This window comes from Anabaena sp. UHCC 0451, from assembly GCF_034931405.1.
Lineage (GTDB): Bacteria > Cyanobacteriota > Cyanobacteriia > Cyanobacteriales > Nostocaceae > RDYJ01.
In genome coordinates, this window is sequence record NZ_JAYGHA010000004.1 from 142434 (window position 1) to 158625 (window position 16192).

At 39.4% G+C, this 16192-nt stretch carries 11 protein-coding genes; 5 read left to right on the top strand and 6 right to left on the bottom strand.

Translation table 11 applies throughout. The features are described 5' to 3' along the window. Nucleotides 1–209 precede the first annotated feature (209 nt). From VB694_RS04540 to VB694_RS04550, 3 genes are all read right to left on the bottom strand, one after another. Nucleotides 210–392, bottom strand: coding sequence for a CsbD family protein (locus VB694_RS04540; protein ID WP_323359122.1), 183 nt, complete (start codon nt 390–392; stop codon nt 210–212). 448 nt (nt 393–840) lie between these two features. Further along, nucleotides 841–1563 (bottom strand): hypothetical protein, encoded by a 723-nt coding sequence (locus VB694_RS04545; RefSeq protein WP_323359123.1) that lies wholly within the window; start codon nt 1561–1563, stop codon nt 841–843. Nucleotides 1564–1648: 85 nt separating this feature from the next. Next, complete coding sequence (locus VB694_RS04550) at nt 1649–2293, bottom strand: phosphoribosyltransferase (protein ID WP_323359124.1); 645 nt, start codon at nt 2291–2293, stop codon at nt 1649–1651. Nucleotides 2294–2875: 582 nt separating this feature from the next. Between VB694_RS04550 and VB694_RS04555 the strand changes: the two genes are divergently transcribed. After that, nucleotides 2876–3403 (top strand): universal stress protein, encoded by a 528-nt coding sequence (locus tag VB694_RS04555; RefSeq protein ID WP_323359125.1) that lies wholly within the window; start codon nt 2876–2878, stop codon nt 3401–3403. A 291-nt stretch (nt 3404–3694) separates the two neighbouring features. Then, on the top strand, nt 3695–4381 hold the full coding sequence (locus tag VB694_RS04560; protein ID WP_323359126.1) for an NYN domain-containing protein: 687 nt from the start codon (nt 3695–3697) through the stop codon (nt 4379–4381). A gap of 1086 nt (nt 4382–5467) precedes the next feature. Here the strand turns inward: VB694_RS04560 and VB694_RS04565 are convergent. Then, nucleotides 5468–6703: an HhoA/HhoB/HtrA family serine endopeptidase gene (locus tag VB694_RS04565; protein WP_323359127.1), complete on the bottom strand. Its 1236-nt coding sequence runs from the start codon at nt 6701–6703 to the stop codon at nt 5468–5470. Nucleotides 6704–6802: 99 nt separating this feature from the next. Here VB694_RS04565 and VB694_RS04570 point away from each other — a divergent pair, with 99 nt between their 5' ends. Then, complete coding sequence (locus tag VB694_RS04570) at nt 6803–8638, top strand: hypothetical protein (RefSeq protein WP_323359128.1); 1836 nt, start codon at nt 6803–6805, stop codon at nt 8636–8638. 310 nt (nt 8639–8948) lie between these two features. On the opposite strand, the gene VB694_RS04575 is transcribed toward VB694_RS04570, so the two are convergent. Next, entirely contained in the window at nt 8949–12443 is a 3495-nt protein-coding gene (locus VB694_RS04575; protein WP_323359129.1) for an AAA-like domain-containing protein, read from the bottom strand. 154 nt (nt 12444–12597) lie between these two features. After that, complete coding sequence (locus VB694_RS04580; RefSeq protein ID WP_323359130.1) at nt 12598–14013, bottom strand: AAA-like domain-containing protein; 1416 nt, start codon at nt 14011–14013, stop codon at nt 12598–12600. Nucleotides 14014–14236: 223 nt separating this feature from the next. Here VB694_RS04580 and VB694_RS04585 point away from each other — a divergent pair, with 223 nt between their 5' ends. Further along, nucleotides 14237–14818 carry a TetR/AcrR family transcriptional regulator gene (locus VB694_RS04585; protein ID WP_323359131.1) on the top strand — a complete coding sequence of 194 codons (582 nt, stop codon included), beginning with the start codon at nt 14237–14239 and terminating at the stop codon, nt 14816–14818. Nucleotides 14819–14885: 67 nt separating this feature from the next. Next, on the top strand, nt 14886–16175 hold the full coding sequence (locus VB694_RS04590) for an ABC exporter membrane fusion protein (protein ID WP_323359132.1): 1290 nt from the start codon (nt 14886–14888) through the stop codon (nt 16173–16175). Nucleotides 16176–16192 lie beyond the last annotated feature (17 nt).

Genomic DNA, 16192 nt, shown 5'->3' on the forward strand with positions numbered 1-16192 from the left:
GATTTTTTCAAAATTCAAATATGAGTCCTATAGGACTTACGCAAGTGTCACATCAAATTTCTCTTGTAGGGTGCGTCAGACTGCATAAATCCTGCCACTAAATAGATTTTTCACATCTGACGCACTCTACTAATATGCCAGTTGTGTAAGCCCTGGTATTAATAATGGAATTGCTATTTATACTTTCTAGAAAAATAACACTCTTATTCTTAGTCAATATTTTTTTTGACTTCATCTTTCACGTTTTCAACAACGTGAATAGTGCTTGCTTCGATTTGTTTTTCCTTACCTTCGGCTTGAGCTTGAGGATCTCCCGTAACATTGCCTACGGCTTCTTGAACTTTGCCTTCAATATTTTTGGCAGTTGCTTTAACCCGATTTTCTAAGTTCATAACATTCTCCGTATTAATTTTCAAGACCAAGATCAAGTAAATTCAAAATTGCATCACCGTTATAGTCGATGAGAATATTGCCACTCTTTACCTCTAATTCAAGGCCGAGCTTGAGAGTTTCCCACCTCACAAGTCTCCTTATGTATAGCCGGAATATAGATAGGGTTCTCTACATTAGATTCAAGTTACCGCTATTTAACCCATGCACAGTTATTCAAGGATGCTATTTCTTGAAATTTGGGTTATATTTATGTATTCACTCCTGCGGCTCGGAAAGAGGGAATTGAATACTCATAATTACAAAAAATTTGTCAAGGTTATACCTTGCTGTTTATCCTCAGTATTTCTAGTCTTTAAGATTGAACTAATCGATCTTTTCTCACTCCCTTACTCTAGCACAAATAGTTACATTAGCCTTATACCTAAAGACATAGTTAAGCATTTATCATTATTCAGATAACGACATCGCGTGTAAATGCAATTCTCTCTCCTCAATTGGTGAAAGATAATATTTAAACCATTGACTTGCTAATCTTCCTACTTCCTCCATCGCCCCAGGTTCGCTAAATTTATGGCTGGCTTCAGGAATAATTTCTAGTTGCTTATGTTGGGTAGAAATTTGTGACAGTGCATCCTCATTCATGGCAATGATCGCGCAATCATTACCACCAACAATCAATAACGTAGGAGACTGCATATAGGAAAGGCTCTCACTTACCAAATCAGTATAACCACTGCGGCAAACAATTGCTCCCACATTCATGGGACGAGCTAATGCGGCTAAAAATACTGCACCACTACCTCTATCTACACCAAAATAACCAACTTTTAGATCGTGGGTAATAGGGTTTTCAAACAACCAGTCTGTCACACTAATTAACCGCGAAGCTAAAAAATTAATATCATGACGAAAATGCTGAGTACGCTGATCAATTACATCCTCTTCTTCGGTCAATAAATCTATTAATATAGTCGCTAATCCTTCCTGCTGACGTAACAAATGGGCTAAATAATGATCGCGGGTACTATAGCGACTACTACCACTACAATGAGCAAATACGACAATTCCTTTAGCCTCTGGGGGTATAACTAATTCTCCTTTGAGTCTCAGAAATCCTACCTCAATAGTAACTATTTGCTCTAAAACATTCCAAAGTTGTGGATCATTCATTAGTTTAACCTTTTAGATAATGGGTAATCATGCAGAGAAAACAGCAATTTAAAATCTCAAGTAAGATCAAGATAGAAAATAAAATCTAAAGTCCAAAATTGGCTAATAATTGGCTTACTTCTTCATCGGTAGTTTGGGAAAAGTCGTCATACCAAAACCCAATCGCAGACATTAGTTCTGGGATTTGTAAACACACTATTTCATCTACTTCCGATTTCAACTCTTGGTAAGTGTCAGCAGGTGCAACGGGAATGGCGATAATAATTTTTGTAGGTTGTTGTTGTTTAAGAATAGCAATTGCAGCACGTATGGTTGAGCCAGTAGCAATGCCATCATCTATCAAAATTACCGTTTTATTTTTGACGTTGATAGGTGGAGCATCACCTCGATAAGTGCGATCTCGTCTTTCTAATTCCTGTAATTCCTCAGCAGCAACTACCTGAATCACTTCTTTATCTATTCCCAAAGTATTGATGACATCGTAATTTAGTACCCCCATTCCCCCAGCAGCAATTGCTCCCATTGCTAATTCTTTCTGACCAGGTACACCGAGTTTTCTCACTATACAAATATCTAAAGGCGCATTTAAGGCTTTGGCTACTTCAAATGCTACTGGTACACCCCCACGCGGCAATCCTAATACTAACAAGTTTTCTTGATTAGCATAAGATTTTAACTGTTGTGCTAACATTCGTCCGGCTTCGGTGCGGTTAGGAAATTTGCTCATCATTACTATCACCTCCTGTTCCTAATTTTAGACTGGCAATTTTAGATTGTTGATAACTTTTTCTCTATTAATTATTTATTTATTATTTAAAATAATATTTAAAATTCCGAATTATACACCAGAAGAAAGAGGATTTTTACTATCATGTTTGCTATTTCTTAATAAAACCTCTAAGCTGTTAATTTAATTCCAGTTATTACAGCGTCTTGCGAATCTGCTCCAGATGTTTGCTGAAACGTCTCTACTCTTGAATTGGGAGCATCCCAAATGTGTAAGTTTATTTTTAGGAAATCTGGCAATTGCTCCCAGGTTTGATATGAATAAACCGCAAAGGACGCAAAGGACACAAAGTTAAGAGGGTTTAAGAGAGTTTTCAGTATGGCAGCGTTTATTTTTTCTTTCACTGGGATGCTCCCCTTGAATTCTTACAACAAAATTACAATATTGATGAAAATCAAGTTGATGAGTTACTATTTCTGCATATTTACAAAAAATTGATTAATATGGCCAATATAGCTCAAGCTATATGCAGATAAAAACTACAATAGGTATAGATTTGAGATACTCCATAAGGAATACTTAACTATGTTTCACAAAATTTTAGTTGCTTTAGATAATTCTGACCGGAGTCAGTATATTTTTGAACAAGCTTTATCTTTAGCTCAGAGCAGTGAAGCTGAAATGATGTTGCTTCACATTCTCTCACCCTTAGAAGATCCTTATATCAACCCGATATTTTTGCAACCAGAAACAATTTATCCTACTTTGCATACTGATACCATTAATCAATATATGCAGGCTTGGGATGAACTCAGACAAGATAGACTAAATTGGTTGCGATCGCTAACTCAAACGGCTGTAAATGCCGGTGTCAAAACTGAGTTTACCCAAACGGTAGGTGATGCAGGCCGCATTATTTGTGAATTAGCTTTAAGTTGGTCATCTGACTTAATCATCGTCGGTCGTCGGGGTCGTAGTGGGATCAGTGAAGTTTTCTTAGGTAGTGTCAGCAACTACGTTTTACATCACGCTCATTGCTCTGTTCTCACCATACAAGGCCTAACCCCCCCTACTGTATTCAATACTGAAAGCACCCAAGCCACTTTAACTTAAAATCATCACAATTTTTTAACAATTTTTTAATGTTTGTCACTGTGCCAATATCGGGGGTTGAAACACAGCAGATTGCAGGTAAATAAACAGGAAAATTTAACTCGAAAATCAAGTATCAAGTGGCCTTTTAATCCTGACTCCTGAATTTTGCTGTAAGTTAAGTTTATTTGCAACTAGCCTCTTTAGGCAATTTCCTGATACGTTTATTACAACAGTAATAAAGTTAGCACAGACTATACTAGATATTAGCAATTTAGCAAAAACATCCAAATTTAAAATCTAGAGGTATCAATGAGTTTTACTAATCTTAGCAAAAAAACAAACGAATATAAAGAACTTAAAGAAAAACCACATTGGCAAGGTTCAGCCACGCTCAAAACTACTGCTAAAAGTCGAGAAATCAAGCTACAAGAGACAATCACTGACATGAGCATTGGGGATGATCCCAATCGCGGTCGAGTAGCAATTTTTATTGATGGTTTAAACTTATTTCATGCAGCCCTACAACTAGGGATTGAAATTGACTATGTTAAATTACTGTGTCGTTTAACTCAAAGTTCTCGCCTGTTAAGGGCTTTCTTTTATACTGGAGTTGATGCCAGCAAAGAAAAGCAACAGGGATTTTTGTTGTGGATGCGTCGCAATGGCTATCGTGTAGTCACTAAAGACATACTTGCAATTGCCGAGAATGGGAAAAAGCTGAATCTGAATGTGGAAATGGCTGTTGATATGATTACTCTAGCTCCCTACTATGATACTGCTGTCTTAGTCAGTGGGGATGGAGATTTATCCTATGCTGTCAGTGCAGTTACCAGCTTGGGATCAAGGGTAGAAGTAATTGGACTGCAAAGCATGACTAGCGATAGTCTGATTGATGTGGCTGATTACTTCGTGGATTTTGACAGCATTAAACAATACATTCAAAAAGATTCTCATGTCGGCTATAGTTATCGCTCTTCCTCCACTTCTCAAGTTTAAATTTCCATGTAGCTGCTGAATTTTTTTGCTTTTTGTTTTTGCACACTACCTAGCACCGCAGAGCGGAAGTCAAAAGTCAAAAGTCAAAACGAAGACAGCAGAGGATTGTCGATAGTTCACAATGATTGGTTTATTTACGCCGTGCTGTATTAGTTCTACTACATCAATTCAGAATGTAGTAGATGCTGCATTTCGTTTGCCACTTTTTTAGACCTGTGCTATACCAAGGTGAGAATAGCTAATAACTACTGCAATTAGCCCTAATACCAGGCTTTGTGATTAGATTTTGCACCTCATTTAGCTGCAATATACAGACACCATTGCTGGATATGACACAATCTCACATAATTTAAGGAGTGCAAACAGTGACTCAGATCCAATTGACTTTAGTGATTAGTTACCTACTAATGACTTGCTATTTTTTTACCAATTGGCTAAGGTTTACCCTCCGTCATCCTACATCTACTCCAGAGGATAAATTTTTCTCTTTGGTCATGTGTTTAATAACTACTATCTTCTGGCCTGTAGTTATTCCCTTATCTTGCTTAAAAATAATTAAAAATCGCAAACTAGAATTTATTACAGTGATTCCCGTGCTTTTGTTTATGTTTGCTTTTAGTATTTCCTACTGTCTCATATCTCTTTGAATAGTCATTCAATCTGTTTAGGCAGGGAATAGAAAATAATAAAAAATTCATTATTTAGCAATACCTTGTTCAAATTGGAAAAGCCTTGATTTGTAGGTTGGGTTGAAGCATGAAACCCAACAAATGCGTTGGGTTGCGCTGTCGCTTAACCCAACAAAGCAGAAAATGGACAAGGTATTGATTTAGCTAGGGTTTGCTGAATAAACATGAAAAGATTACGGGTAAAGGGTTTAAGCCGTTTTCAAGTAAAAAAAAGTGCAAGCTTTTACGAGGTGGAAACTTAAAAACCTTGCATTTAATTGCTACTCAAAGGAAAAATCGCTCCCATCCAACTCTTGAAACTGTTCCCTGTTCCCTGTTCCCTGTTCCCTGCCCTCACGGAAAGACTTTCTCAGCAAACCCTAGCTAATTAGATGAGGTTTTTTGATTGAGCTACTTATTATTGAACATTTGTGGGAAAAGTACCAGGTCTGACGGCGATATTGATACTTCTTCCATTGCGACGCAAATCCAAGCGCAAATTACCTCCAACTTGTGCTTTTTCCACCGCTTTCTGAACAGCAGTAGCATCTATCACGGATTCACCATTCAGCTTTTGGATCACATCTCCAGCACGTATTCCCGCTTTAAATGCCGGCGAATCAGGCATAACTTTAACTATCAACACGCCATTATTTTCATTCACAGTTAAACCGCTGTTGGGATCTGAGTTAATTCTTTGCTTTAACTCAGGTGTGATACCCACCATCTGAATTCCTAAATATGGATGTTGCGCTTTACCTGTAGTTATAAGTTGATTAGAAATGCGTTGGGCTGTGTTGATGGGAATTGAAAATCCTAAGCCTTGCGCTCCTTGAATGATAGCTGTATTCATGCCAATTACTTCACCTCGCGCATTTAGCAAAGGACCGCCAGAGTTACCGGGGTTAATTGCTGCGTCGGTTTGAATAAATTCTACTCGCTTATCGGGAACACCAACTTGATTGCTAGAACGTCCAGTACCGCTGATAATACCTGTGGTTACTGTATTATCTAACCCCAGGGGATTACCAATGGCGATCGCCCATTGTCCCGGTTGTAACTGATCAGAATTACCCAAAGTTACGGTAGGTAAATTGTTCGCCTCAATTTTTACTACCGCAACATCAGTTAACTCATCTGTTCCCACTACTTTACCTTTAAAGGTGCGTCCATCCTTGAGGGTGACAGTCACCGTATCCGCACCTTCCACTACATGAGCATTAGTCAGAATACGTCCATCACCACTAATAATGAAACCTGAACCCGCACCCCGTTCTACTCGATTTCCTCCTTGGGGTAATCGTGAGCCAAAAAAGCGGCGGAAAATGGGATCATTAAATTCTGCTGGTAACTTGGTTTGAACAGTGCGGGAAGAGTTAATCCGCACCACCGCAGGTCCTACTTTTTGTACAACTTGAGTAATAAAATTAGGATCTGTGTTTCCTGGTAATGGCGTTGCTGCATTTACTCTCCCCACAGCTAGTTTAGATGCACTTTCAGCTACCTGTTGTTGGTTATTTGCTAGATAGCCACCTGCAAAAGTCATCCCTGAACCCAGCAACACCAAGGATAAAGAAGCAGCTGCTTTTTTCCAAGGTGCATGATCATGGCTTTTGGTTAACATATTATCTTTGTCTTGTGGTTGGTTGAACATTTTTTTATTTGAAAGGATATTCACAGTTATTACTAATGTAGATATTGTTCTAGCTATTTTTGTTGCTCAATTCTAGCATTTTCAGCCTTTAGACCATTTGTGGATTACTCATACTTTAATGGCAATATTGCGGAAATTCTGGTTTATAACTCCGCTCTGACTGATGCAGAAAGCAATAAAGTTGAGTCTTACCTTGCCATTAAATATGGGATACCACTGAGTCCAGGGCTGGATTATACAGATTCTCAAGGTAATATACTGTGGGATGCAACTGTTAACAGTAGTTACTCCCATGATATTGCGGCGATCGGTATTGACAATGTTAACTCTCTTCAACAACTTACCTCCCGTAGTGTCAACGCTGACGATATTATTACAATCAGTAACGCGTCAGATTTAAGCAATGGCGAATTTCTCCTTTGGGGAAATGACAATGATGATGATGGAGCGATCGCTGAAACCTCTATCTCATCTCTAACTAGACTTGACCGTAATTGGGTTATTTCTGAAATTGGAGATGTCGGTGCTGTAGATTTAAGCTTCGATTTAACAAATATCACAGTTACAGGAACTGAAATCACAGACTTCCTATTACTCAAAAATGACAGTGTAAAAATTGCAGCCAATAGTTTTAATAGTAGTATAGTCACCTTCAACAGTGTTGATTTCCAAACTGGGGATACTTTCACTCTAATTACAAACAATCAATCTCCAATCATCAACAGTGCCACAACATTTAATGTGCCAGAAAATACGACCTCTGTGGGTAATGTTATAGCTACTGATCCAGAAGGATTAGTTCTAACCTATAGCATCACAGGTGGAGACGATGCTGCCAGGTTTACGATCATCTCTGATACAGGAGTTTTAAGCTTTGATACTCCCCCTGACTTTGACACTCCAGTTGATGTAGGAACAGATAACATTTACAACGTTCAAGTTCAAGTGAGTGATGGTGTGAATCTCGTTACTCAAGATATCGCTGTCACTGTCACCAATAATCCTAATGATACCTTAACAGGTAGCGAAAACAATGATGTACTGGATGGTGGAATAGGTGCAGATACTCTGATCGGCAGAGGGGGTAATGATGCCTACTATGTAGATAATAGTGGAGATACTGTCATAGAAAACCTTAATGAAGGAAGAGATACGGTTTACACAACTGTTGACTACACATTAGGGGAGAACGTCGAAAATCTCATCTTACAAGGAACAGCCATTAATGGCACAGGCAATGCCATCAACAACCGTCTATTAGGAAATAGCAATGATAACGTCCTTAATGGTCTTCATGGTAATGACAAACTCACTGGAGGATTAGGTAATGACAACATCAATGGAGGGGATGGTAGAGATACTATATCTGAATCAGCAGATGTTAACTTCACAGTCACAGAAGGAACTCTGACAGGACTGGGGACAGATACCTTCAGCAATATCGAAATTGTCAAATTAACAGCAGGAGTCAGTAATAATATCTTTGATGCTTCTGCCTTAACTACCACCAGTGCCAATCTCTACGGAAGAGATGGCGATGATACTCTCACAGGAGGAGCAGCTAATGATCTGTTGTCAGGGGGTGCAGGTAATGACAACCTCACTGGAGGATTAGGTAATGATCGCCTTTATCTCGGAACTGATACCGTTACCGATGTCGTTAACTACAACAGTGGTGATGGCTTTGATAGTGTCTTTAACTTTGTCCGGGGTATTGGTGGCGATCGCCTCAACTTCACAGGTATCAACTATATTGATGTGCGAGTATCAGGAACCAGTACCCAATTCCGACTCGGAGATGGTGTAGCGGATAATGCGGGCTTTGGCAAAGGAGCTTTGTTACTAACAACCAGCGCCACCACAGGCTTTAACCCCGCAGATGTTGAGGTGAATTTGTTTAATACCACGAACACAACTGGTTTCTTCTTCAGTTAGGCATCTAATCTTTCACAGTAAGTAGGGTTTGCTGAGAAAGTCTTTTCGTGGAGACAGGGAACAGGGAACAGGGAACAGGGAACAGGGAACAGTTTCAAGAGTTGGATGGGAGAGATTTTTCCTTTGCATCAAACTTAAATGCAAGGTTTTCAAGTTCCCACGTCATAAAATCTTGCACTTTCTGAAAATCAAAATGTCTAAAACCGTTTACCTGTAATGTTTTGAGATTTATTCAGCAGCCCCTAGTTATTGAAGAAAAAATTTCTGTAAACCTTACCTGTTCCCTGTTCCCTTTTCCCTGTTCCCTCTCCTAACATAGCGATCGCAATTCCCTATTACTATCTTTAGCCTCAGCATTGGTCTGAAGATAATCTTGCAGCCAATCACAAGCATAGTCTAAATGCTTCAATTTGAGAATATTGGGAATTTTCCACAGCAGTAAGCTACCATCATCTCCTAGTGAAGTGAGGATTTGACCATCCTTGCGAAACGCTACGGTGCGAATGCCTGATCCATGACCTTTGAGTGTTGCCAGTAGTTTTCCTTCTATTGTCCATAGCTTGACAGTTTCATCAATACTGGATGTGGCAACTAATGAACCATCTGGACTAAATGCCACACCCCAAACGGCGGACAAATGTCCTTTGAGGGTTGATACTAGAGTCCCATCTGTACGCCAAATTTTAGCGGTTTTATCGCCACTACTGGAAGCCACCAGCGATCCATTCGGGCTAAAAGCTACTCGCCATACTGCCGCCTCGTGCTTGAGAATATGGCGCAATTTACCGTCTTGAGTCCACAGTCGAACTGTCCCTTCATTACCCGCTGTGGCAAACTGGCTGCCATCAGGACTGTAGGCAACATCCCAAATGGGGGTCGGATGCCCAGACCAATTTCGGATCTTTTGTCCCAACCGTGTCCAGAGGAATATCTGTCCTTTAGAGGTAGTAGATACAAGTTCTCGCCCATTAGGATGCCAAGCTACTCCCAATGCTACTCCATCCTGGGGACTGAAGGTTTGCAACAATTTACCTGCCATATCCCAAACTTTCATGATGCCATTTTCCCCAGCCGAGAGGAATTGATTCTGGGTAGGGTGCAGGGAGAGGTTGGTAACATTTGCCTGATCAGCGTCCATGATCTGATAGGTTAATTTGTCCGGTGACAGCAGGATAAAATTATTGCTTGTGCCAGTAATGGCTATAGTTTTACCATCGTGACTGTAAATAGATTTAAGAAAGGTTGTGCTGGGTAAACCTTGCAAACTTTGATGAAAGGAATTGTGCGCTTGCCAAAGTAATACCGTATTATCAGCCCCAGCCGAAGCGATAGTAGTTCCATCAGGGCTAAAAGCTACCTCCCAAATGGCTGATTGGTGTCCTTTAAATGTATTTAATAAAGTACCTTTACGACTCCATAAAGCCAGGGTTTTATCATGACTGGCTGACACAAATTTACTGCCATCAGGACTAAAAGCAATTCCTTCCAATGCTGCACTGTGGTGGTTCAGTGTAGTGATCAGCTTACCATCTTGATCCCACAGTTTGATAGTTTTATCCAAAGAGCCGCTAACCAGAAGTTCCCCATCGGGACTAAATTCCAGAGCATGGACTGCTTGCTGATGACCATTCAGGGTTTGGAGACGCTGACCTGTGGGACTCCATAGGGTGACAGTACCGTTATTGCCCCCGATCGCAATTCGATCACCTTTAGGACTATAGTCCAGGATGCGGACTCCTGAAGGGTTGCCACCAGTATCAATGATGCCAATACGTTTCCCATTGATGTGCCAAATCTCGATTTTGCTGGTAGGTCCTCCAATTACTAAGGTTTGGCTATTGGGGCTGAAATCGAGACCCCAAATGCCTTGCAATTGAGTATAAATTGTGCGTTTTAACTCGCCATTAGCTGTCCAAATTTTGACAGTACCATTGTCTGCACAAGATGCCAGCCATTGACCATCAGGACTAAATTTGACGACTCGAATCATGGACTTATGTCCTGTCAATGTGGCTAACAGTTTCCCACTCCGATGCCAAAGTTTAATGGTTTGGTCTACACCAGCTGTTGCCAGCTTTTCTCCATCGGGGCTAAAACTGACGGTCATAACAGCTGCCTGGTGACTGTCGAGGCGATTGCGTTGATGAATACTTAATACTACCCGTTCCAAAATGGCATTGGCCTGAGCCTTTAGGGTGGGATCAACCTGCGGCCATAGCCGCAGCCGTTGTTGGGCGCGGACTGCTTCCAGCATAGACTCAAAGGACTGGTTAGAAGCAAATAGGGCTTCGGAGGTACGGATAATGGATCGGGCTTCGCTTAGGGATGCTTGACGATATTGGTACTGGGCAACAAATCCCAACCCAAAGGCAACCATTAAAAAAAAGGTGACTACTCCCAGCAAAATTCTCTGTCGCTTTAAGCTCTGCTGCTGCTCCAGACTGCGTTGGCGTTCAACAGACAGGCGGACTTCCACTTCTCGTAATCTCTCTATCTCTATTTTGGCTACGGTTTCCTGTCGGTCTAATGCCTGACTAGCGGCCAGAAATCGGTAATCCAGATCGCTCAGGCTTTGGTACTGAGACCAGAGCAACATATCTTCCAGGGACTGACCCCGCAGTAGTCTTGATTCATCAATATAGTTAGATGCGACCCAAGCATTAAGAGATTGGGCGTAGGGACGCAGACTATCCAATTGTTCTCGAATCCAGTTCGGGGAAAAGACCGCTTGGTAAATGCGATTTTTGGCTACTAACTTACTATGTCGTTTGCTAACTAATCCTGACAACAACAGTTCTGTTTGTTCCTGATTGCCATCAGTGGCTATTCCGCCTTGCTCTAAAATTTGTTGATATAGCCCTAGTAACCTGCTGGCTCGCTTTTCATCGTACAATAAGCGATTACGAATGGTACGTAGGTGTTCTGGGTTATCTTGTGCTTCCCAATTAACAATGATTTGCGATCGCACAATCTCTGCAATCCAAACTGCTTCATGTCTGGGAATTAGGTTTTGGCTCAACTCTGTCCGATCCTGAGTTAACAAGGCAACTTTTTGACAAAGTTTTTGGGTTAAAAATGGTTGTCCACCTGTCCAGTATAAAATTTCTTTTAATATGGCTTCTGGGTTACTTACATGATCCTGAAAACCTTCCAGCAGTGGTTTAGCTTCCGCAAATGTAAAGTCTTGTAGGTCAATTGCTCGACCAATGTTAAAGGGAGTACGTTTGCGATCGCTAATTAAATTGCCAGGGGTAGCAACACCAAATAAAGCCCAAGTTAAACGATCATAAGCTGGTTTATTGGTGCGTAGTTCATGACAAGAACGAATAAAAGCAAAAAAATCATTAACAGGAAATTCTAAGCTGAGAATACTATCAATTTCATCCACTAAAATAAACAGTCTCGTATCGGGAATTAGCTCTAAAATTTCATCTATAAATAGCTGTAATTGTAAGATTATTGGCAGTGTTTCTTGATTTTTCCACCAAGTTTTTATATCCAATTTACTCAGCAAATTCAGATTCAGGAGGATCTTTAACATGATACCTCGATACCACTGCTGATGGCTAACTTCCTCACTGCCAAACTGTGTCATATCAAGGTATACACAGCAATAATTCAGTTGTTGCAGTTTCTGTTCCACTCGTACCCGCAAACTAGATTTACCCATTTGTCTAGCATTGAATACATAGCAAAAATCCCCATTCAGCAAGGCTTCATAGAGTTCTTGGTCTGCTTGTCGTAAAACATAGGTGGCGACATCTGTTGTCAGACTTCCCCCAACCTTATAGGGATGCTGAATCATTGATTATCTTGGCATTTAATTAATAGGGGTTGCTGTATCGCTAAAGCGAAAGCTTCGCTAACGCGTAGCGTGCCGTTAGGCATAAAAATCTTGTCGTGATGACAGGTGACAGTTTCCAGAGTTGGATGGAAACGATTTTTCCTTCTCAGAATAATTAGCTATTTAAACCTCCAGCTAGAATACTAAAATATTGACGATATAGCTCATACTTAATACTGACTTTCTGCCCATTGAGTTTAACTAATCCCATGCTTTCCAATTCATAAGCTGTAGACATTTCCATCTCCACAGATTCAGGAGTTAATAACACTTGATAAAAAGCTTTAATCAAGTTATTATTCCGTTGCAAAATGCTCCTCTGTCGGCGCAGGTGATCGCCATAAATTCCTTTGTCAGTTGGTGCTTCTTCCAGCAATCTGGCTAAAGAAAAATATCCTGATCGCAACCAATAAAAAGCTAGGTTTAATAAATATGGATGACCACCAATCAGGTTAAACAGTGGTTCTAGACTTTGGTAGTCTTTGATCCCAACTGTGTGCAGTTGATAACGATCTGCTAAATCTTGTAATTGAGTAGTGGTTAAATCAGGTAATAACAATGGTAGACCTACATTAAACGGAGATTGGTGAAACTGAATCGGTAAATCTAATTCCCCAGAATTAGCAATTATTAATCTCAGCTTTTGCCAATCTTTACGCACTCTTGCTTGTTCGTACCATGAACGCAGTAAAGGAAAGAAATTATTTGCTAAATTAGGATAATCAACTAAGTAATGAACTTTATCAATGGCCACTAGAATCGGTTGTTGCAACTGATTTAAGATATATTCCTGGATGTAAGTTGTACAACTAAGTTTGCTACCTGCATCTTCAAACCAATAATCATCAAACTTAGGTTCTAAGTCTAATTGCCGACCAATGTTACAGCAAAACCAACGTAAAAACAGATCAAGATTACTTAACACTTCCGTATCTGCTTGCTGCACATCTACAAACACTGTTTGCATCCCCATCTGATTAGCAGATCCCATCAAATGATTAATTAAAGAAGTTTTACCCATACCAGAGGGTGCTTGAATGCGGATCAGACTTCCTGCTTGACTAATAGTAGCGATCGCTAAATCTTCAATAGGCGATCGCTTAATATATAGATCAGAACCAAACGGTAAAGGAGATCCCGGAAATTCTAGCTTTTGACAAGCATCTGGAAATTGGTAATGTTTATCAAAATTTAATCTGGTTAAGTGATAATTCTGCTTTAATATCAACCGTAGGTTCTTTTTTGTCACTTGACAGCCCAATTTATCAGACAGACATAACCACAGTTGAGAACCAATATCTTTGAGATAACCTTCTTGATACTGGGTTTCCTGTGCCATCTCTCGATACATCTTGCCATTCCAGGTATGTAGGAACACCATTTCTTCAATGTCGCTTAGTTCTCTGGGTGCAAGGATAATTTTGAGCAATTCTAATGGTTCTTGGCTTGAATGTCGAATCTGGTGGTTGGTCTGTCGCCACTCCCATTTTTCAGCACCTTGTTTTAATTCCTCACTTTTTTCTACGTACATTTTGCACCTATACACGATTAATTTTTTTTTCGCATCTTCCTTAAAACATATTCTTATGATCGGATTTCAGTAGTTTACCGTAAGTAACTAGGTAAAATTGTAAAGATAATTTTCTGATTTCTGGGAGATTCAATTCATGGACTATCCCTTGACAAATGTAAGAATATATTTTTATTATTAAAAATAACGACCGTTCGATATAAAAAACAGTTATTGAGTAGTTATGCCCAAAATCGTAGACCATGAACAATACCGCAAAGAATTAATCAGCCAGAGTTTTGACTTATTTGCTGAAAAAGGCTATGGAGCTATCACCATGCGGCAAATTGCTCAGGGTTTAAGTGTTTCCACGGGTACGCTATACCATTATTTTCCTAGTAAACAAGCATTATTTGAACAGCTAGTAGAGGAAATTAGTCAGCAGGATGTAATTACAGCTTTAGCAGAATTAGGAGGAAAAAATAACATCTCAGAAATGATGACAGCTTTGGGTAATTATTTAGTTAAAAACGAAGATTATCTAATTAAATGGACTTATGTATGGGTTGATTTTTGTCAAAATCAAGACTCAAAAACCATGTTGAATAATAGCACAGTTTTCAAACGTGCTAACAAAAGATATCAACAAGCGGCTTGTGAATTTTTGGGGATTGACGATCAAGTTTTAGCATCTTTTATTTTGAGCTTTGTTAATGGCGTAATTTTGGAAAAACTATGGGGAGATGAAACAATTGATTTTATGGAACAATGCCAGCTTTTAGGGGAAATGTTGACAGCTTATTTACAGAAAAAAACAGGTAAATAATTGAACGCAGATAAACGCAGATAAACGCAGATAAACGCAGATTTTTTATTGTGGGGAGTCAAGAAACATGAGTTATAAATTATTATTTAAACCTGGAAATCAAGGGCTAATTGCCCTAGTTTTAGCTGCCACTGCTATAACTGCGGGAATTACAATTTACGCAGTTTCTAATTTTAGTAAAGTTAATAATGCAGCCACAGGAGAATTAACTGAAACTGCTGCTATTTCTAGTAAAGTGACAGCATTAGGTAGACTAGAACCAGAAACAGAAGTAATTAAACTATCTGCACCTTTAGCCTTAGATGGGGATAGAGTAGCAAAAATCCAATTTAAAGAAGGTGATATAGTTAAAGCAGGAGAAATAATTGCAATTTTAGATTCACGGGATAAATTGCAAAATGCCGTTTTACAAGCCCAGAAACAAGTAAGAGTTTCTCAAGCTAAACTAGAGCAAATAAAAGCTGGTGCTAAACTAGGAGAAATTCAAGCGCAAAAAACCAGTGTTGAAAGAATAAAAGCCCAATATGAAGGAGATAAAAACTCTCAAGAAGAAAATATTGCTAGGATAGAAGCCCAATGGCAAGGTGATAGAATTGCCCAACAAGCAACTATTAATAAATTAACTGCTGAACTTAACAATGCTAAATTAGAATATCAACGCTATCAGAAGTTATATTCAGAAGGGGCAATTTCTAATTCTTTAATTGATAGTAAAAGGTTAAATGCTGAAACTGCGAAACAAAACTTCAGTGAAGCCAAAGCAGTTTTCAACCGGATTAATACTACTGCAAGTAAACAATTAGCAGAAGCAAAAGTTACATTAAATAGAATTAATACTACTAGCAATAAGCAAATTAGCGAAGCCAAATCTAAACTTAACAGTATTGCCGAAGTTCGCCCTGTAGATGTGAATTTAGCACAAACAGAAGTAGAAAGTGCGATCGCTACCCTCAAACGCACCCAAACCGACCTGGAAGCGGCTTTTATTCGCGCACCCATAACGGGACAAATTCTCAAAATTCATACCCGTGTCGGCGAAAAAATTGATGATTCTGGCATTGCAGACTTTGCACAAACAGAACAAATGTTAGCAGTAGCAGAAGTTTATCAAACGGATATTAGTAAAGTCAAACTCGGACAAAGAGCCGTAATTACCAGTCCTACATTCAGTGGTGAACTGCGGGGAAAAGTTATCCAAATTGGTTTACAAGTTAACCGCCAAAATGTATTTAGTAACCAACCAGGGGAAAATTTAGATAGTCGAATTATTGAAGTAAAAATTCGGCTGACTCCTGAAGACAGTAAAAAAATTGCAGGTTTAACTAACTTGCAAGTGCAAACAGAAATTGAATTGTAATCGCTAATTCAAGAAAA